The following is a 22,851-nucleotide window of genomic DNA, read 5'->3' on the forward strand; positions in this document are numbered from 1 at the left end:
ATTTATAACAACGGAGACAACTATGAATCAGAACCGACGTGATGCCCTGCGCATCGCTTCCATCTTCGGCCTCGCGGTGACGGCCGGCCTGCTCAAGCCGAGCGACGTGTTCGCGGCCGACTGGCAGGCGAGCATGTTCGACGCCAAATCGCTGGACGCGGCCTTGAAAGCCATGGGCGGCGACTCCTTCGGCGCCAGCGCCGACGTGGCCATCACCGGCCCGGACATCGCCGAAAACGGCGCCGTGGTGCCGGTGTCGGTGTCGAGCAATGTGCCGAACACCGAGATGATCGCCATCCTGGTTGAAAAGAACCCCAATCCGCTGTCGGCCAGCTTCAAGATCCCGGCCGGCACCGAGGCCGCCGTGAGCACCCGCGTCAAGATGGGCGGCACCTCGAACGTGCACGCGCTGGTCAAGGCGGACGGCAAGTGGTTCGTCGCCAGCAAGGAAATCAAGGTCACCCTCGGCGGCTGCGGCGGCTGATTAACCCAATATAAGGAAGACATCATGGGCAATCCAATGCGCATCCGCGCCAACGCCACCGGCGACACGGTGGAAGTAAAAGTACTGATACGCCACGACATGGAAACCGGCCAGCGCAAGGACGCGGCCGGCCAGGCCGTGCCCGCGCACTTCATCCAGACCCTGGTCGCCACCTGCAAGGACAAGGTTGTGCTGGACGCGCAATTTGGCACCTCCATCTCCAAAGATCCCTTCCTGTCCTTCAAGTTCAAGGGCGGCGCCAAGGGCGACAAGGTCGCCATCAAATGGACCGACAACAAGGGCGACAGCCGCACCGACGAAGTAGTGGTCGCCTGACCGGGCAGCGGCAAAAACAAGACCAGCAACATCAGCAACACCAGCAAGTGGCGCAGACCACCCACCTGACAAGAAACGGAGATGCAATGAAACGAACGAGCTCCTGCCTGATGGCCGCACTGGCCCTGTCCGCGCTGGGCACAGCCCTGGCGCAGACATCGGCCACCGATGAAATCGCGAAGTACCGCCAGCTGCTGGCCGACGGCAATCCCGCCGAACTGTGGGAGATGCGCGGCGAGGAACTGTGGAACAAGAAGGACGGCCCGCGCGAGGCCACGCTGGAAAAGTGCGACCTGGGCAAGGGGCCGGGTGTGCTGAAGGGCGCCTACGTTGAATTGCCGCGCTACTTCAAGGACGTGAACAAGGTGATGGACCTGGAGCAGCGGCTGGTGCACTGCCGCGTCACCCTGCAGGGGCTGACGCTGGAGCAGGCCACCAAGACGCCGTTCGGCTCCACCGCCAACCAGTCCGATATCGAGGCGCTGGTGTCCTACATCACCGCCCAGTCCAAGGGCATGAAAATGGCCGTCTCCACGCGCCACCCGCAGGAAAAGGCGGCTTACGAAATCGGCAAGAAGATGTTCTTCTACCGTGGCGGCGCGCACGACTTCGCCTGCGCCACCTGCCACTCGGCGAACGGCCAGCGCATCCGGCTGCAGGAGCTGCCGAATATCCTGAACAAGTCCAACGCGCAGGCGGCTTACACCACCTGGCCGGCGTACCGCGTGTCGCAGGGCGAGGTGCGCACCATGCAGCACCGCCTCAACGACTGCTTCCGCCAGCAGCGCTTCCCCGAGCCGGTGTACGGCTCGGACCTCATCACCGCGCTGACCATGTTCCTGGCCAAGAACGCCGACGGCGGCACCTACAACGCACCAGCGCTGAAGCGCTAAGGAGACCAGCATGATCCATAGCGTGAAACACAGTGTATTGATGCTGGCGTCCGCAGCCGCCCTCGGACTGGCGGCCCAGCCGGCGCTGGCAGCCGACTACGGCAAGCAGGCGCACGAGCTGATGAAGGCGGACTTCCGCTCCAAAGGCCCGGCCACCGTGGAGGGCGTGCTGCAGCAGGACGAGGCGCAGCGCCTGTGCAGCGAATATCCGTCGCAGGACAAGCGGCCCAAGAAGCTGGCGGCCAAACTGGAGGCCGACCAGCTCAAGCTGGTGAAGTATCCGTCCGACGACAAATTCCTCGGACGCTGGCAGGAAGGCGAGAAAATTGCGCAGAGCGGCCGTGGCATGCAGTCCTCCGACAAGGTGGGCTCGCCGAACGGCGGCAATTGCTACGCCTGCCACCAGTTGAGCAAGCAGGAAATCTCGTTCGGCAACATCGGCCCGTCGCTGTACCAGTACGGCAAGCTGCGCGGCCAGAGCGAAGCGATATTGAAATACACCTGGGCCAAGGTGTACAACTCGCAGGCCTACAACGCCTGCTCCAATATGCCGCGCTTCGGCCACAAGGGCATCCTCGACGAACAGCAGCTGAAAGACGTGATGGCGCTGCTGCTGGACCCGGATTCCCCGGTCAACAAGGACTGACGGCATGGGCATGAATCGACGCGACTTCGTCCAGGTGCTGGGCATCGCCGCCGCCGGCGGCATGGCGATCAATTCCCGTGGCGCGCTGGCGGCGCAGTCGGCCGACGTGCTGTACAAGCTGCCGCGCTACGGCAATGTGCACTTCATGCACTTCACCGACTGCCACGCGCAGCTCAAGCCGGTCTACTTCCGCGAGCCCAGCGTGAACCTGGGCCTGGGCGACGCGCAGGGCAAGATGCCGCACCTGGTGGGCGACCACCTGCTGCGCGCGGTGGGCGTGCAGCCGAACACGCCGGAAGCCTATGCCTTCAGCAGCCTCAATTTTGAACGCGCCGCAGCGACCTACGGCAAGGTGGGCGGCTTCGCGCACCTGGCTACGCTGGTCAAGCGCGTCAGGGCATCGCGTCCCGGCGCTCTGCTGCTGGACGGCGGCGACACCTGGCAAGGCTCGGCCACCGCGCTGTGGACCAAGGGCCAGGACATGGTGGACGCCTGCCTGGCGCTGGGCGTGGACGTCATGACGGCGCATTGGGAAATGACGCTGGGCGACAAGCGGGTGCAGGAAATCGTCGACAAGGACTTCAAGGGCAAGGTGGATTTCGTCGCACAGAATATCAAGACGAATGACTTCGGCGACCAGGTGTTCAGCCCCTACACCATGAAGGAGATGAACGGCGTGCAGGTGGCCGTGATAGGCCAGGCCTTCCCGTACACGCCCATCGCCAACCCGCGCCACTTTATTCCCGACTGGAGCTTCGGCATCCAGGAGGAGAATATGCAGAAGACCGTGGACGAGGCGCGCGCCAAGGGCGCCAAGGTGGTGGTGGTGCTGTCGCATAACGGCATGGACGTGGACTTGAAGATGGCTTCGCGCGTGCGCGGCATCGACGCCATCATGGGCGGGCATACGCACGATGGCATGCCTGCGCCTGTCATCGTCAGCAACGGCGGCGGCAAGACGCTGGTGACCAACGCCGGCAGCAACAGCAAGTTCCTCGGCGTGCTGGATTTCGACGTGCGCGGCGGCCAGGTGCAGGGCTACCAGTACAAGCTGATGCCGGTGTTCTCGAACATTCTGCCGGCGGACAAGGAAATGGACGCGCTGATCAGTCGCATCCGCGCGCCGTATGAAGGCAAGCTGAATGAGCGGCTGGCGGTCACTGAGGGCACCTTGTACCGCCGGGGCAATTTCAACGGCAGCTTCGACCAGCTGATCGTGGACGCGCTGATGGACGTCAAGCAGGCGGAAATCGCGTTCTCGCCTGGCTTCCGCTGGGGCACGTCGCTGCTGCCGAACAGCCCTGTACTGATGGAGCACCTGATGGACCAGACCGCCACCACGTATTCGCACACCACGGTGTCCGAGTTGAGCGGGGCGACCATCAAGACCATCATGGAGGACGTGGCGGACAATCTGTTCAATCCGGACCCGTACTACCAGCAGGGCGGGGACATGGTGAGGGTAGGGGGCATGACCTATGCCATCGACCCGAATGCGAAGATGGGCGGGCGGATACAGGACATGCGCCTGAACGGCAAGCCGATCGACGCGGCCAAGGTGTACAAGGTGGCCGGCTGGGCGCCGGTGGCCGAGGGCGCCAGCGGCGAGCCGGTGTGGGACGTGGTGGCGACCTGGCTGCGCAGCCAGAAGACGGTCAAGCCGCGCAAACTGAACGCGCCGCGCCTGATCGGGGTACAGGGCAATCCGGGCTTGCTGTCATGATGCGGAAGCTGGCGGCCTGGGTGCTGGCTTGCCTGCTGATGGCGTCTGCCGTCGGCGCGCATGCCGCCGCCAGCCTGCCGGCTTTCAAAACGCTTGAAGGCAAGGTGGTGAAGCCTGGCAGTTTGGCGGGCAAGACGACGGTGGTTGCGCTCTTTTCCAGCACCTGCCCGTTCTGCGCGAACGAGGCGCCCAAGCTGCAGAAGCTGTACCGGGAAAACCGGCAGGTGCTTGAGGTTGTCGCCGTCAATATCGAGGCGGGCGATCCTGCGCAGGCGGCCAAGGCCGCCGCGTGGGTGAAGCGGTTCGGGCTGACCCATCCGGTTACGCTGGACTACCGGGCCTTCGAGGCCGTGCTTGGCAAGCTCAAAGGCATTCCGGCGCTGTATGTGTTCGACCGGCAGGGCAAGCTCGCAAGGAGCGAAATAGGCGAGATGCTCGATGAGGATTTCGACGATATCGCGCGGGACGCGCAGCGTGCCGCCACCGCAGCCGCCCATGCGAATGAACCAGCGGTCCCGCTTGCGTCCGACCTGCGGCGTGACGCGCAGCTTGCGGCGCGTGCGGGCCTGCCGCTGGCGCTGTTCTTCACGCTGCCGGACTGCCGCCATTGCCACACCGTTCGCCACAGCTACCTGGCCCCTTTGCCGGGCAGCGCCTACGTCATCCGGGAAATTGAAGTCAGCGGCAGCCGCGCCGTGACCGCGCTCGATGGCGCATCTGTCACCCATGCCGCGCTGGCCAAGCGCTTCGGCGTCCAGTTTGCGCCGACCGTGCTGTTTGTCGGCCCCTCCGGCGAGGAGCTCGCGCCGCCGCTGAAGGGCGGCGACACCGCCGGCATGTACGGCGCCTACCTGGACGCTCGTTTCGCCACCGCCAGGCAGGCTATCAGCGCCTCCGCCACTCCCGCCAAGGAAGGAAAAGCCCCATGAAGAACGCCATCGCCAGCATGCTGGCCGCCGCAGTCCTGCTGGGCGCACACGCGACCGCATCGGCCAGCGATGCCAGCTACGCCATCCGTCTGATGACGCCGGAAACCGCGCTCAAGGCCGCGTCGGCAGCGCTGGCGTCCTGCCGCAGCGCCGGTTTCCAGGTGGCCGTGGCCGTGGTGGACCGCAGCGGCTTGATCCAGGCCGTGCTGCGCGACCGCTTTGCCGGCGCGCACACGCCGGAGACTGCCATCAACAAAGCCTGGACCGCCGCCAGCTTCAAAATGAACACCACTGCACTGGCGCAGGCCACGCAGTCCGGCTCCGCGTCGAGCGGCATCCGCCAGATACCGCGCGTGACGGCGGTGGGCGGGGGCTTGCTGATCGAGGCTGCGGGCGCGCCATACGGCGCCATCGGCGTCTCCGGCGCCCCGGCCGGGGATCTTGACGACAAATGCGCCCGCGCAGGGCTGGACGCCGTCCTGGATGACCTGAATCTCTGATTGCGCCGCGCAGCGCTTGCGCAGTTCGCGTCCAGCCACTATTCTCGCTGTTTGTTTGCCAGATAAGGGCGCGGCCATGCGCAGCACCATCCGAATCCATGCCATTTGCCTGGCCGCCGCTTGCTGCCTGGCCGCCGCCGCGTGTACAACCGCTACGGTCACGACCGGCGCCGCAGCCGTGCCGGCGCCACAATCCGCCAGCCAGGCCGCCGGCATCACCTGGGCACGCAAGGTGCAGCCCGGCGTGACGGTGACCGAAATCGAAGAAGCCTTCGCCAGCGTCGCTGCGGAGGACAATATCCGTGCGGTGGGCGAACTGGCGCTGTCCAGGGAGCTGGAACTGCGCTCCGGCCAGCCCGGCAAATTCCTCAAGGTCTATTCCTATTGCGACCCGGCCGCAGCCCGCCTCATGGTCGACTTCAATCCCAGCATGTCTGCGCTGCTGCCATGCCGGATCTCGGTGGTCGAGCAGGAGGACGGCCTGTGGATCTACACCATGAATATGGATATGCTGATCGGCATGCAGGGCACGATGCCGCCGCCGGTTGCCGAGACCGCGCGGCGCGTGCGCGCCAGCATCCTGAAAATGCTGGACCGCGGAGCGCGCGGCGAATTCTGACGGGAGCCACTACATGTATATTCCAGCCCACTTTGACGAGTCCCGCCCGGAAGTGCTGCACGACTTTATCCGCCAGCATCCCTTCGGCATGCTGGTGACGCACGGCGCGGCGGGGCTGGACGCCAACCACCTGCCGTTCGAACTCGACCCGGCAGGCGGCGAAAAAGGCGTGCTGGCCGCGCACGTGGCGCGCGCTAACCCGGTCTGGCGGGAATTGTCCGGCGGCGGCGAGGTACTGGTGGTTTTCCGCGCGGGCGACGCCTACATCTCGCCCAACTGGTATCCCAGCAAGCAGGAAACCCACAAACAGGTGCCGACCTGGAATTACATGGTGGTCCATGTCCACGGCAGGGTAACGGTGCGGGATGACGAGCGTTTTGTGCGCGGCGTGGTCGGGCGCCTGACCCGCACCCATGAAGCCAGCCAGCCCCAGCCCTGGAAGATGGCCGACGCCCCGAAAGACTATCTGGAGCAGATGCTCAAGGCCATTGTCGGCCTGGAGATAGAAATCACCCGCATCGAAGGCAAGTACAAGCTCAGCCAGAATAAGGATGTCAAAGACATAAGTTCAGCGGCCGCAGCGCTCCAGGCGCAGGGCGAGCAGCTGGTCAGCGCCGCCATGCTGGCCGCCGTCAAGGACTAGGACAGGCGGCCAAAGGTCAGGAACAGCCACGCCGCAGTAATCACCACCATGCCGGAAATGGTGACGCAGGACCAGGTGAAGAACCAGGCCGACAGCAAAGTGGCCTGCAGGGCGCGCTCGAACAGGAAGCCCAGCGCGAAATCGAAGGCCGCCACGACGGACCAGCGCCGCAGATACACCGGCAGGTAGCGGCTCATAAACCGGTTGTGCTGCAGCGCGGCGTGCCGTTCAAACAGATTGCGGGCGGCGCTCACGTCCCTGAATAGCCAGTCAAAGAACATGAAGCGATAGAGCAGGGTCCGGAAGGGCATCGCAGGACTTGCGGCTTCCTCTTGCTGCGGCGCGTCATTAGACATGTGTCCTCCAATGCAATCAAGTTCGGCATCTGTCGACCATGGCTCCAGCGTATCACGAAGCTGGCCGCTGCCGGGGTGCGGAAGCCAACATATCCGGTCGGCAGTTGCGAATTTGCGCTACCGTATTAAATATTGCCCATTTAGCCACTATTGCCGGGATGGCGGCGATTCTGATCCAGCTCCAAGGCGGGAACCCGCCTCCGGCACCCGCGCCGCGCTTGCCAAAAACCCCGTTTTCAGAGTAGAATTTCGGGTTGCTTGAATTTGGTTTTTGAGCAACGTAATAAATCCTTAATTTTTTAAACGCGAATCCGGTCGCCAAGGGTGCCTGTCAAAGGGTGACTGATCGGATTCCAGACCCAAACCCTGGAGCTAATATGTCCGTAACTATGCGTGAAATGCTGGAAGCCGGTGTCCACTTCGGTCACCAAACCCGTTTCTGGAACCCAAAGATGGCTCCGTTCATCTTCGGCCACCGCAACAAAATCCACATCATCAACCTGGAAAAAACCATGGGCATGTACCAGGAGGCGATGAAGCACGTTCGCCAACTGGCATCGAGCCGTGGCACCATCCTGATGGTGGGCACCAAGCGTCAAGCGCGCGAAATCATCGCTGCTGAAGCGCAACGTGCTGGCGTTCCTTACGTTGACCAGCGTTGGCTGGGCGGCATGCTGACCAACTTCAAAACGATCAAGACCTCGATCAAGCGCCTGAAAGACATGGAAGCGCAAGTCGAAGACGGTTCCGTTGAGAAGCTGTCGAAAAAAGAAGCGCTGATGTTCAGCCGCGAGATGATCAAGCTGCAAAAATCCATCGGCGGTATCAAGGAAATGGGCGGCGTTCCTGACGCAATCTTCGTCGTGGACGTTGGCTACCATAAAGGCGCCATCACCGAAGCCGCTAAACTGGGCATCCCAGTTATCGGCGTGGTCGATACCAACCACTCCCCAGAAGGCGTAACCTACGTCATTCCAGGCAACGACGACTCCTCGAAAGCGATCACGCTGTACGCTCGCGGTGTTGCCGACGCTATCCTCGAAGGCCGCGCGAATTCGAGCGCCGACGTGCTGGAAACGATCAAGGCCGCAGCTGGCGACGAGTTCGTAGAAGTCAGCGAACAAGCCTAATTGGCCGCCTGCCGCAAGGCAGGCATCCAAGCAGCAAATCAGTAGTTTAAAAGGGGTGGCATCTGCTCCCCCTTTTTTTTAACGACAGCGTATGGGCGTGCCGGCTTGCGAGCCACCCCATACCACTCACCGAACACACAGGAGAATTACATGGCAGCTATTACTGCAGCGATGGTAGGCGAACTGCGCGCGAAAACCGACGCGCCTATGATGGAATGCAAAAAAGCTCTGACCGAAGCCGAAGGCAATATGGACAAAGCGGAAGAGCTGCTGCGCGTTAAGCTGGGCGGCAAGGCTTCCAAAGCATCGTCGCGCATCACCGCCGAAGGCGTGGTGGCAACTTACATCGCCAACGGCGTTGGCGCGCTGATCGAAGTGAACTCCGAGACCGACTTCGTTGCCAAGAACGACGACTTCCTGAACCTGGCCAACACCGCGGCCCGCCTGGTTGCTGAAAACAACCCAGCCACCGTGGAAGCCCTGCTGGCCCTGCCAGCCGGCGAAGGCAAGACCCTGGACGAAGTGCGTACCGCCCTGATCGGCAAAATCGGCGAAAACATGTCGATCCGCCGCTTCCAGCGTTTCGAAACCACCGCCAAGCTGGCGTCGTACCTGCACGGTACCCGCATCGGCGTGATGGTTGAGTTCGAAGGCGCGGACGACCAGGTAGGCAAAGACGTGGCCATGCACATCGCTGCAATGAAGCCAGTGTCGCTGTCGGCTGACCAGGTTCCTGCTGAACTGATCGAAAAAGAGCGTTCGGTTGCCCAGGCTAAGGCGGACGAAGATGCAGCCCAGGCCGCAGCCGCCGGCAAGCCAGCCCAGTCGGCTGACATCGTTGCCAAGCGTCTGGAAGGTTCGGTACAGAAGTTCCTGAAAGAAGTGTCCCTGCTGAACCAGGCCTTCGTCAAGAACGACAAGCAAACCATCGAAGCCATGCTGAAAGCCAACAACGCATCCGTGAAAGCGTTCACGATGTACGTGGTAGGCGAAGGCATCGAGAAGAAGGTGGACGATTTCGCTGCTGAAGTTGCAGCGCAAATGGCTGCCTCCAAAGGCGCATAATTAAAAGCGGGCCGCAAGGCCCGTTTTTTTAAGCCCAAACCACTCGCTGCCACGCAAGCGGGTGGTGCAGTAACCGGCGGTACAGGTATCATAATGTTACCAGCCGGCAGAACGACCCGAATAAACCCAACTAAGGAGCCCCAGCTCATGTCAAAACCAGCCTACAAGCGCGTCCTCCTCAAATTGTCCGGTGAAGCCCTGATGGGCGACGATGCCTACGGCATCAACCGCGGCACGATCGAGCGCATGGTGGCCGACGTGGCCGCTGTCGCGAACCTGGGCGTGGAAGTGGCGGTGGTGATCGGCGGCGGCAATATCTTCCGTGGCGTTGCGCCCGGCGCCCAAGGCATGGACCGCGCCACTGCGGATTACATGGGCATGCTGGCCACCGTGATGAACGCGCTGGCCCTGGGCGACGCGCTCAAGCACGCCGGCGTGACCGCGCGCGTGATGTCGGCCATCGGCATCGACCAGGTGGTCGAGCCCTATGTGCGCCCGAAAGCGCTGCAATACCTGGAAGAGGGCAAGGTTATCGTGTTCGCCGCAGGCACCGGCAACCCCTTCTTCACCACCGACACCGCCGCAGCCCTGCGCGGCTCGGAAATCAGCGCCGAAATCGTGCTGAAAGCCACCAAGGTGGATGGCATCTACACTGCCGACCCGAAAAAAGACCCGAACGCGACGCTGTACCATACCATTTCGTTCGATGAAGCCATCGCCAAGCACCTGCAAGTGATGGATGCCACCGCATTCGCACTGTGCCGCGACCAGAAATTGCCGATCAAAGTGTTCTCCATCACCAAGCCGGGCGCGCTGATGCGCGTGATTCTGGGCGAGGATGAGGGTACACTGGTTCACGTTTAATTATTTACCAAGATATACAGGAGCACAGCATGTCCGTAGCTGACGTTAAAAAGAACGCGCAAGACCGCATGATCAAGTCGATCGACACGCTCAAGGCCGACCTGGCCAAAGTGCGTACCGGCCGCGCCCACACCGGCATTCTCGACCACGTGATGGTGGAGTACTACGGCAACCCAACCCCGCTGAGCCAGGTGGCCAACCTGACGCTGGTGGATGCGCGCACCATCGGCGTGACGCCGTTCGAGAAGAAGATGGGCGCCACCATCGAGAAAGCCATCCGCGACGCGGACCTGGGCCTGAACCCGTCCTCGCAGGGCGACCAGATCCGCGTGCCGACCCCGGCCCTGACCGAAGAGCGCCGCAAGGAGATGGTCAAGCTGGTCAAGAGCGAAGGCGAAGACGCCAAGATCGCCGTGCGCAACATCCGCCGCGACGCCAACGAATCGCTGAAAAAGCTGGTGAAGGACAAGGCCATCTCGGAAGACGACGAGCGCCGCGGTTCGGACGACATCCAGAAGCTGACCGACAAGGCCATCGTCGACATCGACAAGCTGCTGGTGGAAAAAGAGAAAGAAGTGCTGACCGTTTAAGGCCAGGCTGCCAGCAGCCCGGTTAGTATCGATATAGGGGATGGGCCGCGCAAGGCGGCCTGTCCTCATTTATGGCGACACCTTTTTGGCTTTAGAGTTCATGAAATATTCGAGTTCGACGACTGCGGTTCCGGATGCGCCCAAGGTGCCCCGCCACGTTGCCATCATCATGGATGGCAATGGGCGCTGGGCCACCAAGCGCTTCCTGCCGCGTGTCGCCGGCCACGTCAAAGGCGTGGAAGCGGTGCGCAATGTGGTGGAGGGCTGCGCGCTGCGCGGCGTGGAATACGTGACCCTGTTCGCCTTCAGTTCCGAGAACTGGCGCCGGCCGGAGGAGGAGGTGTCGCTGCTGATGCGCCTGTTCGTCACCGCGCTCGAGCGCGAGGTGTCCAAGCTGCACGCCAACAACATCCGCCTGAAGGTGGTGGGCGACCTGAGCCGCTTCGACGAGAAGCTGCGCGGCATGATCTCCGCCGCCGAACGCAAGACCGCCAACAACACCCGCCTGACCGTCACCATCTGCGCCAACTACGGCGGCCGCTGGGACATCATGCAGGCGGTCGGCAAAATGGTGGCGGCCCATCCCGGCGCGGCCGACTTCAGCGAAGAACAGCTGGCGCCGCACCTGGCCATGGCCTACGCGCCCGAGCCGGACCTGTTCATCCGCACCGGCGGCGAGGAACGCATCTCCAACTTCCTGCTGTGGCAGCTGGCCTACACCGAGCTGTACTTCACCGACACCTATTGGCCCGATTTCACCATCGAGAGCCTGGACGCGGCCATCGCGTCTTACCAGAACCGGGAGCGCCGTTTCGGCCGCACCGGCGACCAACTGGCAGAAAAGACCACCTGATGCTGAAAACCCGCATTATCACCGCCGTCCTCCTGCTGGCCGTCCTGCTGCCGGTGCTGTTCTTCAACTACTACCCGGCCGTGGCCGTGGTGGTGCTGGCGTTCTTCGGCGCGGCGGTGTGGGAAAGCTTCCGCCTGTTCAAGTCGCCCCGTCCGCTGCTGTCGGCGGTGATCTGGGCGGCCGCCTTCGGCTACACCTTTTTGCTGCACGGCCTGACTGGCCCGGTCACGTTCTGGCTGCTGCTCGGCTTCGCCATCTGGCTGCTGCGCTTCACGCCCACGCTGTACACCGGCCTGCCGCCGCTGGAAGGCATGGGCAACACCATGCTCAGCCTGGTGTACCCGATCACGCTGGTGAGCTGCTTCGTCGCCATCCTGGCGCTGTACCTGAAGTCGCCGCTGTTCCTGATTTCCGCCATGGCGCTGGTGTGGATCGCCGACATCGGCGCCTACTTCAGCGGCAAGGCCTTCGGCAAGCGCAAGCTGGCGCCGTCGATTTCGCCGGGCAAGTCATGGGAAGGCGCCATCGGCGGCGCCATCGCTGTGGTGCTGCTGTCGGCGCTGACGGTGCTGCTGGCGCCGTCCGTGGGCTGGCTGCAGGGTACTTTCGTGGTCGACCTGCAGGCCAAACGCGGCTGGGGGCTGACGGTTGTTATCCTGGTGGTGATCTGCGCGTTCAGCGTGATCGGCGACCTGTTTGAATCCATGCTCAAGCGCCGCGCCGGCATCAAGGACAGCAGCAACCTGCTGCCGGGCCACGGTGGTGTGCTGGACCGTATCGACGCGCTGGTGCCGGTGCTGCCGCTGGCCGCGCTGATTGCTGGCTGGGCCTAACCCGCCAAAATTGGCCATAGACTGGGCCACAGAAGGAAGAAGTATGCAACGCATCACCATATTAGGCGCCACCGGCTCCATCGGCGTGTCCACGCTGGACGTGCTGGCGCGCCACCCCGGGCGCTACTCGGTCTACGCGCTGAGCGCGCACAGCCGCGTGGAGGAACTGGCTGCGCAGTGCGCGCAATTCAAGCCCGCGCGCGCCGTGGTCGGCACCGCCGCCGCCGCCGCCCAGCTGCAAGCGCTGCTGCAGGCGCAGGGCCTGCGCACCGAAGTCGAATACGGCGAGGCCGCCCTGTGCGCCATCGCCAGCGCCGCTGAAACCGACACCGTCATGGCCGCCATCGTCGGCGCCGCCGGCCTGGCGCCCACCTTGGCCGCCGCCCGCGCGGGCAAGAAGGTGCTGCTGGCGAACAAGGAAGCGCTGGTCATGTCCGGCCAGCTGTTCATGGACGCGGTGCACGAGAGCGGGGCGGTGCTGCTGCCCATAGACAGCGAACACAACGCCATCTTCCAGTGCCTGCCGCAGCACTACAGCCGCGTGCCGGGCGCCTCCGGCGTGACCAAGATCCTGCTGACCGCGTCCGGCGGCCCCTTCCTCAAGCGCGCCGTCGACACCCTGGACACGGTCACGCCCGACGAAGCCTGCAAGCACCCGAAATGGTCCATGGGCCGCAAGATTTCGGTCGACTCGGCCACCATGATGAACAAAGGCCTGGAAGTGATCGAGGCGCACTGGCTGTTCGGCGCCAGCGCCGAGCAGATCGAAGTGGTGATCCATCCGCAGTCCGTGGTGCACTCCATGGTCTCCTACAACGACGGCTCGGTGCTGGCTGAGCTGGGCAACCCCGACATGCGCACCCCGATCGCGCACGCGCTGGCCTACCCGGAGCGCATCGCCTCCGGCGTGGCGCAGCTGGACCTGGCGCAAGTGGGCACGCTGCAGTTCGAGCGCCCCGACTTTGTGCAGTTCCCCTGCCTGGCGCTGGCGTTCGACGCGCTCAAGGCCGGCGGTACCGCGCCCGCGCTGCTGAACGCGGCCAACGAGGTGGCGGTGGCCGCCTTCCTCGACAGCCGCATCGGCTTCCGCCAGATCGACCGCGTGATCGCGCAGGTAATGGACGAGCTGCCGCACGGCGCGGCCGCCAGCATCGCCGCCGTGATGGAGCAGGACGGCCTGGCGCGCGCCGCTGCCGAACGTATCATCACCGGCCTGCGCGCAAAATGAACCTGCTCACGACCCTGCTGGCTTTCGCGGTCGCGCTGGGATCGCTGATCATCTTCCATGAGCTGGGCCACTACTGGGTGGCGCGCTGGTGCGGCGTGAAAGTGCTGCGCTTCTCGGTCGGCATGGGCAAGGTGGTGTGGTCGCGCCGCATCGGCCCGGACCAGACCGAATGGGCCGTGTCCGCGCTGCCGCTGGGCGGCTACGTCAAGATGCTGGACAGCCGCGAGGCCGACACCGGCCCGCTGTCCGACGCCGACAAGCTGCGCGAATTCACGCGCCAGAACGTGTGGAAGCGCATCGCCATCGTGGCGGCCGGCCCGCTGGCCAACTTCCTGCTCGCCATTTTCCTGTTCGCGGGCCTGTACATGGCCGGCATCGCCGAACCTTCGTCCAAGATTGCGCCGCCCGCCAGCGACAGCGCGGCCTATGTGGCCGGCCTGCAGGGCGGCGACATCGTCACCGCCGTGAACGGCGAGCGGGTGCGCGTGTGGTCCGACCTGCGCTGGGCCGTGATCCAGGCCGCCATCGACAAGCGCGGCATGGAGCTGGACGTGGACCGCCCCGGCAGCGGACGCCGCACCCTGCGCGTGCCCGCCAGCGCCATGGACGGCATGGACCTGGAGTCCGACGTGGCCGGCAAGCTGGGCTTCGGCCTGGCGCGCCCGCCCGCGCTGCTGGGCGAGATCCTGCCGGGCAGCGCCGCCGAACGCGCCGGCCTGCGCAGCGGCGACCTGATTACCGCCATCGACGGCAAGCCGCTGCAGGACTGGGTGGACTTCATCACCGTGGTGCGCGCCTCGAACGGCAAAGCGCTGGCGATGCAGGGCCTGCGCGGCGGCCAGCCGTTCGAACTGAGCGTGACGCCGGAGGTGGAGCGTAAAGGATCTGTAACAGTCAGTAAGATCGGCGCTTACGCCGGACAGGGCCCGGATATGATCGAAGTGACCGCCGGGCCGGTGGAGGCGGTGGGCAAGGGCGCCGCCAAGGTGTGGGACACCAGCGTGCTGACCTTGAAAATGATAGGGAAAATGGTGGTGGGCGAGGTCTCGTGGAAGAATGTCACCGGTCCCATTACGATCGCCGATTATGCCGGGCAAACCGCGCGGATAGGCGCTGCCAGCTACCTGAGCTTCATCGCGTTTATTAGCATCAGTCTCGGGGTGATGAATTTGCTACCGATTCCCGTTCTTGATGGTGGACTTTTACTGTATTATTCGCTGGAAGTTTTAACCGGGCGTCCTGTGCCGGAGCGTTTCGGCGAGATAGCGCAGCGACTGGGCGTTGGCCTGCTGGTGACATTAATGGCACTGGCGGTATTTAACGACGTGGTGCGCCTGCTTTAAATGTAGTTCCGTGATTTGAGCCATTGAATACCGCCAATGAAATTATATTCTGACCGTTTTGCCTTGCCTTCCTTTCGCCGCAGCCTGATCGGCGCCGCCGCCCTGGCACTCTGCTCCGGCAGTGCGTTCGCCATCAATCCATTCGTCGTGAAGGACATCCGTGTCGAAGGCATCCAGCGCACGGAGGCAGGCACGGTGTTCAGCTACCTGCCTGTGCGCGTGGGCGAAACCTTCGACGACAAAAAGAGTGTGGCCGCCATCAAGGGCCTGTACGGTTCCGGCATCTTCAAGGACGTGCGCCTGGAGCAGGACGGCGACGTGCTGGTGGTGATCGTCGAGGAACGTCCCGCGATCGCCAAGGTGGATTTCACCGGCACCAAGGAATTTGAAAAAGACATGCTGGTCAAGGCGCTGAAGGACATCGGCGTGGGCGAAGCGAAGACTTTCGACAAAGCGTCGGTGGACCGCGCCGAGCAAGAACTCAAGCGCCAGTACCTGTCGCGCGGCCTGTACGGCGTGAAAGTGACCACCACCGTGACCCCGATCGAGCGCAACCGCGTCAACATCGTGTTCGCCGTGGACGAGGGCGAAATCGCCAAGATCAAGCAGATCAACATCGTCGGCAACAAGGCCTTCTCGGACAAGGAACTGCGCGAGAACCTGGCGCTCAACACCGGCGGCTGGTTCAGCTGGTACACCAAAGCCAACCAGTACTCCAAGACCAAGCTGACCGGCGACCTGGAATCGCTGAAGTCCTTCTATCTGAACCGCGGCTACATCGAGATGCAGGTCGAATCGACCCAGGTATCGATCACCCCGGACAAGAAGGACATCTACATCACCATCAACGTGAGCGAAGGCGAGAAGTACAAGGTCGCCGACTACAAGTTTGAAGGCGAGATGTTCGGCCGCGAAGACGAGCTGCGCCAGCTGGTGCTGCTGCGCAAAGGCGAAATCTATTCCGGCGAGCGCCTGACCGCCACCAACAAGCTGATCACCGACCGCCTGGGCACCTTCGGCTACGCCTTCGCCAACGTGAACGTGGACCCGCAGATCGACCGCGAAAAGCGTGAAGTGAGCTTCACCTTCCTGATCGACCCGGGCAAGCGCGCCTATGTGCGCCATATGAACATCGCCGGCAACACCAGCACCCGCGACGAGGTTATCCGCCGCGAGTTCCGCCAGTTCGAGTCGTCCTGGTACGACGCCAACAAGATCAAGCTGACCCGCGACCGCGTGGACCGCCTGGGCTACTTCAAGGACGTGACCATAGACACCCCCGAAGCGCAAGGCACTTCGGACCAGGTGGACGTGCAGCTGACCGTGGTGGAAAAACCGACCGGCAACTTCCAGATCGGCGGCGCGTTCTCGCAGGCGGAGAAGTTCACCTTCTCGGCGTCGATCCAGCAGGCCAACTTTGCCGGCTCGGGCAACACCGTCGGCATCAACCTGAACACCAGCAAGTACAGCCGCACCATCGAGTTCTCGAACACCAATCCGTACTACACGGATGATGGCGTGAGCCGCTCGTTCGACCTGTACATCCGCACGCTGAACCCGCCCGCGCTGAACATCGGTTCCTACACGATCAAACAGCACGGCGGCCGTATCAGCTGGGGTGTGCCGTTCTCGGAAGTGGACACCGTGTTCTTCGGCGCAGGCCTGGAACGCTCGTCCATCACCACCGACGAGACCAGCCCGATCCGCTACCAGGACTACGTGCGCGACATCACCGGCAATCCGGTGGGCACCGCCAAGACCATCGCCGTGCCGCTGACCGCCGCCTGGGCGCGCGACAGCCGCGACAGCGCCTTGACCCCGACCATCGGCCAGTACCAGCGCATCAACCTGGAACTGGACGTGGTGGGCCAGTCGAAATACTTCCGCGCCGTGTACGAGCACCAGCTGTTCAAGCCGCTGCACCCGAAAATCACGCTGGCCCTGAAGGGCGAGATCGACTACGGCCACGGCATCGGCGACAAGCCCTACCCTGTGTTCAAGAACTTCTACGGCGGCGGTATCGGTTCGGTGCGCGGCTACCTGAGCTCCTCGCTCGGTATCGTCGACACCCGCTATGGCGACGCCCTGGGCGGCGCCTCGCGCCTGATCGGCAATGCCGAACTGCAGATGCCGTTCCCTGGCTCCGGCCAGGACCGCAGCCTGCGCTGGTTCGGCTTCCTCGACGGCGGCCAGGTTTACCAGGAAGGCCAGAAGATGCGCATCTCCGAGCTGCGCTTCTCCACCGGCTTGGGCGTGAACTGGATTTCCCCGGTGGGCCCGCTGAAGTTGAGTTATGCTAAGCCTTTGAATGCCAAACCCGGCGACCGCCTGGAACGTTTCCAGTTCCAGATGGGTAACGGGTTCTAATACGGAGAAACACCTTGAAGACTGCTTCCGCTACCGCATCGGCCAAGGCCGCCAAATACCTTGCCGTGCTTGCACTCGGCTTGAGTGCTTTGGCGCCGGCGCAAGCGCAGTCGTCCAAGATTGCGTGGCTTAGCACCGAGCGGATTTACAACGAGTCGCGTCTGGCCAAACTGGCCGGCGACAAGCTGGCCGAGGAGTTCAAAGGACGCGAGAAAGCCATGCAGGACCTGGCCTCGCGCCTGAAAGCGGCCTCGGAGAAGCTGGAAAAAGAACTGCCCGCGCTGGGCGAAGCCGACCGCGTGAAGCGGCAGCGCGAGTACTTCGAGCTGGACAAGGAGTTCCAGCGCCGCCAGCGCGAGTTCCGCGAGGATTTGAACCAGCGCACCAATGAGGAGCGCGCCGTCATTTCCGACAAGGCGACCCTGATCATCAAGCAGCTGGCGCAGACCGAAGGCTTCGACATCGTGCTGCAGGACGCGGTATGGGCCAGCCCGCGCATCGACATCACCGAGAAGGTGCTGGCGGCGCTCGACAAAAACAAATAAACATAGATTGGAACACCCCGATGGGCACTCGACTAGGAGAATTGGTCGAACGCTTGGGCGGGCAGCTGGTAGGCGATGCGGCGCTGGAAGTATCCGGCATCGCGCCACTGGCGGACGCCGGCGTTTCGCACATCAGCTTTCTCAGCAATAGCAAATTCCGCGCGCAGGCCGGCCAGAGCAAGGCCGCCGCCCTGATCGTCTCCGCACAGGACGACGAGACCGTGGCCGCGACCTACCAGGGCGCGCGCATCATCGTCAAAAACCCCTATGTGTACTTCGCCCGCGCGGCGCAATACTTCGAGTCGCTGACGGCCATCGTGCCCGAGCCGGGCGTGCACGCCATGGCGGCGGTGCATGCCACGGCCAAGGTGGACCCGACGGCGCATATCGGCCCCTTCGTGACGGTGGAGGCGGGCGCGGTGATCGGCCCCGGCGCCGTGATCGACCACGGCTGCTTCGTCGGCCGCGACGCGCAGGTGGGCGAGGGCACGCACTTCTTTGCCAACGTGACTTTCCATGCGCGCTGCGTCATCGGCAAGCGCGGCATCATCCATTCGGGCGCCGTGATCGGCACCGACGGCTTCGGCTTCGCCAACGAGGGCGGCGTCTACATCAAGATCCCGCAGACCGGCCGCGTGGTCATCGGCGACGACGTGGACATCGGCGCCAACACCACGGTGGACCGCGGCGCGCTGGCCGACACCATTATCGAAGACGGCGTGAAGCTGGACAACCAGATCCAGATCGGCCACAACTGCGTGATCGGCGCGCACACCGCCATGGCCGGCTGCGTCGGCGTGGCGGGCAGCGCCGTCATCGGCAAATACTGCACCTTCGGCGGCGCCGCCATGGTGCTGGGCCACCTGAAAATCGTGGACGGCGTGCATGTCTCGTCCGGCAGCATGGTATCGCGCTCGATACTGGAGCCGGGCCAGTACACCGGCTTCTATCCGTTGGCAAAAAACGCCGATTGGGAAAAATCTGCCGCCATAGTCCGCAATTTGCCGGGAATGCGCGATAAAATCCGCGCGCTGGAAAAAAACATTAAAACTAAAGAATAATCATGACCACTACCGAATTGAACACCCCCAAGACGATGGATATCTGCGAGATCAAGGCCTACCTGCCGCACCGCTATCCGTTGCTGCTGGTTGACCGCGTTCTGAACTACGAAGAGAACAAGTCCATCACCGCCATCAAGAACGTCACCGTCAACGAAGAGTTCTTCAACGGCCACTTCCCGCACAAGCCTGTCATGCCGGGCGTGCTGATGATAGAAGCGATGGCGCAGACCGCCGCGCTGCTGTCGTTCAAGTCCATGGGCATCAAGCCGGACGAGAACTCGGTGGTCTACTTCGTCGGCATCGACGGCGCGCGCTTCAAGCGCCCGGTCGGCCCTGGCGACCAGCTGAAGATGGACGTGGAAATCCTGCGCGTATCGCGCGGCATCTGGAAATACAAGGCGGTCGGCAGCGTCGACGGCCAGACCGCGGTGGAAGCTGAACTGATGTGCACCATCCGCAGCACCGCCGACGCGAGCCAGCCAGCGGGGCAGTAATGAGCAACATTCACGCAACCGCCATCGTTGACCCGAAAGCGCAGCTCGACAGCAGCGTGACGGTCGGCCCGTACTCGGTGATCGGCCCGAATGTGAGCATCGCGGCAGGCACCAAGGTGGGACCGCATGTGGTAATCGAAGGCCACACCACCATAGGCCGCGACAACGTGCTGTTCCAGTTCTCGTCCATCGGCGCCGCGCCGCAGGACAAGAAATGGGCCGGCGAGCCGACCCGCCTGGAGATCGGCGACCGCAACACCATCCGCGAATTCTGCACCTTCAACACCGGCACGGTGCAGGACAAGGGCGTGACCCGGCTGGGCAACGACAACTGGATCTCGGCCTACGTCCACCTGGCGCACGACTGCGTGGTGGGCAACAACACCATCTTCTCGAACAACGCCCAGATCGCGGGCCACGTGGAGATAGGCGACTGGGTCATCATGAGCGGCTTCGCCAATGTGCACCAGTTCTGCAAGATCGGCGCGCACGCCTTCGTCGGCATGAGCACCAGCCTGACCCAGGACGTGCCGCCCTTCGTGCTGCTGAACGGTAATCCGGCGGCGGCGCACGGCGTCAATATCGAAGGCCTGAAACGCCGCGGCTTCACGCGCGAGCAGATCAACGCCATCCGCGCCGCCTACAAAACGCTGTATCGCTCCGGCCTCACGCTGGAGGAGGCCAAGGCTGCCATGATCGAACAGGAGAGTGCCCTGGCCGAGGACGTGGCAGTGCACGCGCGCGCCATGCGCGAGTTCCTCGATACGGCGAATCGTGGCATCGTCCGCTGACATATCGGTAGCCATCGTCGCCGGGGAACCGTCCGGCGACGTGCTGGCCGCGCGCCTGCTGTCCGGCCTGCGGCCGCAGCTGCCGCAGGCGCGCTTCCACGGCATTGGCGGCCCGGCGATGATGGAGCACGGCTTCGAGTCGCAGTGGCCCATGGACAAGCTGACCGTGCGCGGCCTGCTGGCCGTGATACCCCGCTACCGCGAAATCAAAGGCATACAGAACTCCCTGCGCGACCAGCTGCTGGCCCAGCGGCCGGACGTCTTCATCGGCGCCGACTACCCGGGCTTCAACCTGGGGCTGGAAATGCAGCTGAAGGCGGCCGGCATTCCCACCGTGCACTACATCGGGCCGCAGATCTGGGCCTGGCGCGGCGGGCGCATCAAGAAAATCATCAAGGCGGTGTCGCACATGCTGGTGGTGTTCCCCTTCGAGGAGGAAATCTACCGCAAGGCCGGCGTGCCGGTGAGCTATGTGGGCCATCCGCTGGCCGAGCTGGTGCCGCTGGTGCCGGACGAGGCGGGCGCGCGGCGCCTGCTGGGCCTGCCGGAAGTCGCCAACGTGGTCACCATCATGCCGGGCAGCCGCATGTCCGAGATCAAGTACAACACCGTTGCGTTCATGAAGGCGGCGCGTTTGCTGCAGAAGCGCGACCGTTCGCTGAAGTTCGTCGCGCCGATGGCGGGCGAGAAGCAGCGCCAGTACTTTTTGCAGCTGGTGGAGGAAGCCGGCCTGCAGGACGTGGAGATCAAGCTGCTCGACGGCCAGTCGCACACCGCCATTGCGGCGGCGGACGCGGTGATGGTCGCCTCCGGCACGGCGTCGCTGGAAGTGGCGCTGTTTAAAAAGCCGATGGTGATCGCTTACAAGATGATGGCGCTGGAATGGCAGATTTTGCGGCATTTTGGCTACCAGCCGTGGATAGGCCTGCCGAATATCCTGGCGCGCGACTTCCTGGTGCCGGAGCTGCTGCAGGACATGGCCAGCCCGGAAAACCTGGCCGAAGCCATGTGGCGCCAGCTGAGCGACGCGCCGCACCGCCTGCACCTGGCGGAGCGCTTTACAGAAATGCACCACAGCCTGCTGCGCAACAGCGCGCAGGAAAGCGCGGCGGCAGTCATGAAAGTATTGAAGAAATGAAGAACCAACAAGCCGGCCTGTTCGACGATCTGCCCCGTTCGCTGGAGGAAATCATCTGCGGCGTGGACGAGGCGGGGCGCGGACCGCTGGCCGGCCCGGTCTACGCCGCCGCCGTCATCCTGCATCCGGAGCGCCCGATCGAAGGCCTGCGCGACTCGAAGAAGCTGACCGAAGCCAAGCGCGACGCGCTGGCGCCGCTGATCAAGGCACAGGCGATGGCCTGGGCCATTGCCGAGGCGTCGGAAGCGGAAATCGACAAGATCAACATCCTGCAGGCGAGCATGCTGGCCATGAAGCGGGCCATCGAGGCGCTCAGCGTTTCGCCCACGCTGGCCCTGATCGACGGCAACCGCTGTCCCGTGCTGAAAATCCAGGCCATCGCCATTATCGGCGGCGACGACAAGGAAGACGCCATTTCGGCCGCCTCCATCCTGGCCAAGACCGCGCGCGACGCGGCGCTGGTGCAGCTGCACGCCGCCTATCCGCAGTACGCCTTCGACCAGCACAAGGGCTACGGCACCGCGCTGCACCTGGAGCGCCTGCGCGAGCACGGCCCTTCGCCGGTGCACCGCCGCTCCTTCGCGCCCGTGCGCGAACTGCTGTTTGTTAAAGATTTGCTATGAAAACCATCACCTCGCGCGACAACGCGCAATACAAAGACCTGAAGCACCTGGCCACCAGTTCGCAGGCCCGCAAAAAAGCCGGCCAGACGCTGCTGGACGGCGTGCACCTGTGCCAGGCCTACCTGGAACTGCGCGGCCTGCCGGTGCAGTGCATCGTCAGCGAAACTGCGCTGAAGAACCCGGAAGTGGCGGACATCGTCGGCAAAATCGAGCATCAGCGCGGCCATACCATCGCCTTGCCGGACGCGCTGTACAACGCCGTCAGCCAGGTTGAGCACGGCGTGGGCGTGATGTTCCAGATCGACACGCCGGAACGCGCCGTGCCGGACGCCATGACGGTGTCCGCCGTGCTGCTGGACAATGTGCAGGATCCCGGCAACGTGGGTTCCATCCTGCGCAGCGCGGCTGCGGCCGGCATCAAGCAGGTGTATTGCAGCGGCGGCACGGCATTCTGCTGGTCGCCGAAAGTGCTGCGCGCAGCCATGGGCGCGCACTTTGTGCTCGACATCTTTGAAAACGTGGACCTGGCGCCGCTCATGGCCGCCTCCAAAATCCCCACGCTGGCCACCAGCGGCTACGCCAGCACCCGGCTCTACGACGCCGACCTGAGCAAGCCGGTGGCATGGGTATTCGGCCATGAAGGGCAGGGTGTGGCGGACGATCTGCTGTCGCTGGCCACGCAAACCGTCGTCATTCCCCACTTGGGCCAGGTGGAGTCCCTGAACGTTGCCGCATGCGCGGCAGTATGCTTTTTCGAGCAAGTCAGGCAGAATCAGCAATAATTAAAAAGTTTC

Annotated in this window: 26 protein-coding genes; 25 read left to right on the top strand and 1 reads right to left on the bottom strand. The window is 63.6% G+C overall.

Going from position 1 to position 22,851, the window contains the following annotated elements; genetic code table 11:
* Positions 1 to 22: 22 nt before the first annotated feature.
* The 9 genes from soxY (at position 23) to AC07S4_RS03005 (ending at position 6,773) form a co-directional block, all read left to right on the top strand.
* Positions 23 to 484: a thiosulfate oxidation carrier protein SoxY gene (gene soxY / locus AC07S4_RS02965; RefSeq protein ID WP_494985170.1), complete on the top strand. Its 462-nt coding sequence runs from the start codon at positions 23 to 25 to the stop codon at positions 482 to 484.
* A gap of 24 nt (positions 485 to 508) precedes the next feature.
* Positions 509 to 820 carry a thiosulfate oxidation carrier complex protein SoxZ gene (gene soxZ / locus AC07S4_RS02970; protein WP_161073131.1) on the top strand — a complete coding sequence of 104 codons (312 nt, stop codon included), beginning with the start codon at positions 509 to 511 and terminating at the stop codon, positions 818 to 820.
* A 110-nt stretch (positions 821 to 930) separates the two neighbouring features.
* Positions 931 to 1,713: a sulfur oxidation c-type cytochrome SoxA gene (soxA, locus tag AC07S4_RS02975; protein WP_228896708.1), complete on the top strand. Its 783-nt coding sequence runs from the start codon at positions 931 to 933 to the stop codon at positions 1,711 to 1,713.
* A 10-nt stretch (positions 1,714 to 1,723) separates the two neighbouring features.
* Positions 1,724 to 2,359: a sulfur oxidation c-type cytochrome SoxX gene (gene soxX / locus AC07S4_RS02980; protein ID WP_494985171.1), complete on the top strand. Its 636-nt coding sequence runs from the start codon at positions 1,724 to 1,726 to the stop codon at positions 2,357 to 2,359.
* Between the two features lie 10 nt (positions 2,360 to 2,369).
* Positions 2,370 to 4,082, top strand: coding sequence for a thiosulfohydrolase SoxB (soxB, locus tag AC07S4_RS02985; RefSeq protein WP_494985605.1), 1,713 nt, complete (start codon positions 2,370 to 2,372; stop codon positions 4,080 to 4,082).
* Complete coding sequence (locus AC07S4_RS02990) at positions 4,079 to 5,011, top strand: thioredoxin fold domain-containing protein (protein WP_494985172.1); 933 nt, start codon at positions 4,079 to 4,081, stop codon at positions 5,009 to 5,011. The genes soxB and AC07S4_RS02990 overlap by 4 nt, the downstream gene beginning before the upstream one ends.
* Entirely contained in the window at positions 5,008 to 5,511 is a 504-nt protein-coding gene (locus AC07S4_RS02995; RefSeq protein ID WP_494985173.1) for a GlcG/HbpS family heme-binding protein, read from the top strand. Before AC07S4_RS02990 ends, AC07S4_RS02995 begins: the two co-directional genes overlap by 4 nt.
* Positions 5,512 to 5,587: 76 nt before the next feature.
* A complete protein-coding gene (locus tag AC07S4_RS03000; protein WP_494985174.1) occupies positions 5,588 to 6,130 on the top strand; it encodes a DUF302 domain-containing protein in 543 nt (180 codons plus the stop codon).
* Between the two features lie 13 nt (positions 6,131 to 6,143).
* Positions 6,144 to 6,773, top strand: a complete 630-nt coding sequence (locus tag AC07S4_RS03005) for an FMN-binding negative transcriptional regulator (protein WP_494985175.1) — start codon at positions 6,144 to 6,146, stop codon at positions 6,771 to 6,773.
* On the opposite strand, the gene AC07S4_RS03010 is transcribed toward AC07S4_RS03005, so the two are convergent.
* Positions 6,770 to 7,129: a hypothetical protein gene (locus AC07S4_RS03010; protein WP_494985176.1), complete on the bottom strand. Its 360-nt coding sequence runs from the start codon at positions 7,127 to 7,129 to the stop codon at positions 6,770 to 6,772. The genes AC07S4_RS03005 and AC07S4_RS03010 overlap by 4 nt on opposite strands.
* Positions 7,130 to 7,506: 377 nt before the next feature.
* Between AC07S4_RS03010 and rpsB the strand changes: the two genes are divergently transcribed.
* From rpsB to AC07S4_RS03090, 16 genes are all read left to right on the top strand, one after another.
* A complete protein-coding gene (gene rpsB, locus AC07S4_RS03015; protein WP_494985177.1) occupies positions 7,507 to 8,259 on the top strand; it encodes a 30S ribosomal protein S2 in 753 nt (250 codons plus the stop codon).
* A gap of 150 nt (positions 8,260 to 8,409) precedes the next feature.
* A complete protein-coding gene (gene tsf, locus AC07S4_RS03020) occupies positions 8,410 to 9,324 on the top strand; it encodes a translation elongation factor Ts (RefSeq protein WP_057157158.1) in 915 nt (304 codons plus the stop codon).
* A 147-nt stretch (positions 9,325 to 9,471) separates the two neighbouring features.
* Positions 9,472 to 10,188, top strand: coding sequence for a UMP kinase (pyrH, locus tag AC07S4_RS03025; RefSeq protein WP_494985178.1), 717 nt, complete (start codon positions 9,472 to 9,474; stop codon positions 10,186 to 10,188).
* Between the two features lie 29 nt (positions 10,189 to 10,217).
* Positions 10,218 to 10,778 carry a ribosome recycling factor gene (frr, locus tag AC07S4_RS03030; protein WP_494985179.1) on the top strand — a complete coding sequence of 187 codons (561 nt, stop codon included), beginning with the start codon at positions 10,218 to 10,220 and terminating at the stop codon, positions 10,776 to 10,778.
* A 100-nt stretch (positions 10,779 to 10,878) separates the two neighbouring features.
* The gene (uppS, locus tag AC07S4_RS03035; protein ID WP_161073141.1) at positions 10,879 to 11,631 is read left to right on the top strand and encodes a polyprenyl diphosphate synthase; all 753 of its coding nucleotides are present in this window, start codon (positions 10,879 to 10,881) and stop codon (positions 11,629 to 11,631) included.
* Entirely contained in the window at positions 11,631 to 12,464 is an 834-nt protein-coding gene (locus AC07S4_RS03040; protein ID WP_494985180.1) for a phosphatidate cytidylyltransferase, read from the top strand. Before uppS ends, AC07S4_RS03040 begins: the two co-directional genes overlap by 1 nt.
* Positions 12,465 to 12,507: 43 nt before the next feature.
* Positions 12,508 to 13,692 (top strand): 1-deoxy-D-xylulose-5-phosphate reductoisomerase, encoded by a 1,185-nt coding sequence (gene ispC, locus AC07S4_RS03045; RefSeq protein ID WP_494985181.1) that lies wholly within the window; start codon positions 12,508 to 12,510, stop codon positions 13,690 to 13,692.
* A complete protein-coding gene (gene rseP, locus AC07S4_RS03050) occupies positions 13,689 to 15,035 on the top strand; it encodes an RIP metalloprotease RseP (RefSeq protein ID WP_494985182.1) in 1,347 nt (448 codons plus the stop codon). Before ispC ends, rseP begins: the two co-directional genes overlap by 4 nt.
* A gap of 36 nt (positions 15,036 to 15,071) precedes the next feature.
* Positions 15,072 to 17,402 (top strand): outer membrane protein assembly factor BamA, encoded by a 2,331-nt coding sequence (bamA, locus tag AC07S4_RS03055; protein WP_494985183.1) that lies wholly within the window; start codon positions 15,072 to 15,074, stop codon positions 17,400 to 17,402.
* Positions 17,403 to 17,416: 14 nt separating this feature from the next.
* On the top strand, positions 17,417 to 17,947 hold the full coding sequence (locus AC07S4_RS03060; RefSeq protein WP_161073146.1) for an OmpH/Skp family outer membrane protein: 531 nt from the start codon (positions 17,417 to 17,419) through the stop codon (positions 17,945 to 17,947).
* 20 nt (positions 17,948 to 17,967) lie between these two features.
* Positions 17,968 to 19,008, top strand: a complete 1,041-nt coding sequence (lpxD, locus tag AC07S4_RS03065; protein WP_494985184.1) for a UDP-3-O-(3-hydroxymyristoyl)glucosamine N-acyltransferase — start codon at positions 17,968 to 17,970, stop codon at positions 19,006 to 19,008.
* A 2-nt stretch (positions 19,009 to 19,010) separates the two neighbouring features.
* A complete protein-coding gene (gene fabZ / locus AC07S4_RS03070) occupies positions 19,011 to 19,505 on the top strand; it encodes a 3-hydroxyacyl-ACP dehydratase FabZ (protein WP_494985185.1) in 495 nt (164 codons plus the stop codon).
* A complete protein-coding gene (gene lpxA, locus AC07S4_RS03075) occupies positions 19,505 to 20,296 on the top strand; it encodes an acyl-ACP--UDP-N-acetylglucosamine O-acyltransferase (RefSeq protein WP_494985186.1) in 792 nt (263 codons plus the stop codon). The genes fabZ and lpxA overlap by 1 nt, the downstream gene beginning before the upstream one ends.
* Positions 20,280 to 21,434, top strand: coding sequence for a lipid-A-disaccharide synthase (lpxB, locus tag AC07S4_RS03080; RefSeq protein WP_494985187.1), 1,155 nt, complete (start codon positions 20,280 to 20,282; stop codon positions 21,432 to 21,434). Before lpxA ends, lpxB begins: the two co-directional genes overlap by 17 nt.
* On the top strand, positions 21,431 to 22,057 hold the full coding sequence (gene rnhB / locus AC07S4_RS03085) for a ribonuclease HII (protein ID WP_494985188.1): 627 nt from the start codon (positions 21,431 to 21,433) through the stop codon (positions 22,055 to 22,057). The genes lpxB and rnhB overlap by 4 nt, the downstream gene beginning before the upstream one ends.
* Positions 22,054 to 22,839: a TrmH family RNA methyltransferase gene (locus AC07S4_RS03090; protein WP_494985189.1), complete on the top strand. Its 786-nt coding sequence runs from the start codon at positions 22,054 to 22,056 to the stop codon at positions 22,837 to 22,839. Before rnhB ends, AC07S4_RS03090 begins: the two co-directional genes overlap by 4 nt.
* Positions 22,840 to 22,851 lie beyond the last annotated feature (12 nt).

The organism is Pseudoduganella sp. GW821-FHT05F09, assembly GCF_059419605.1.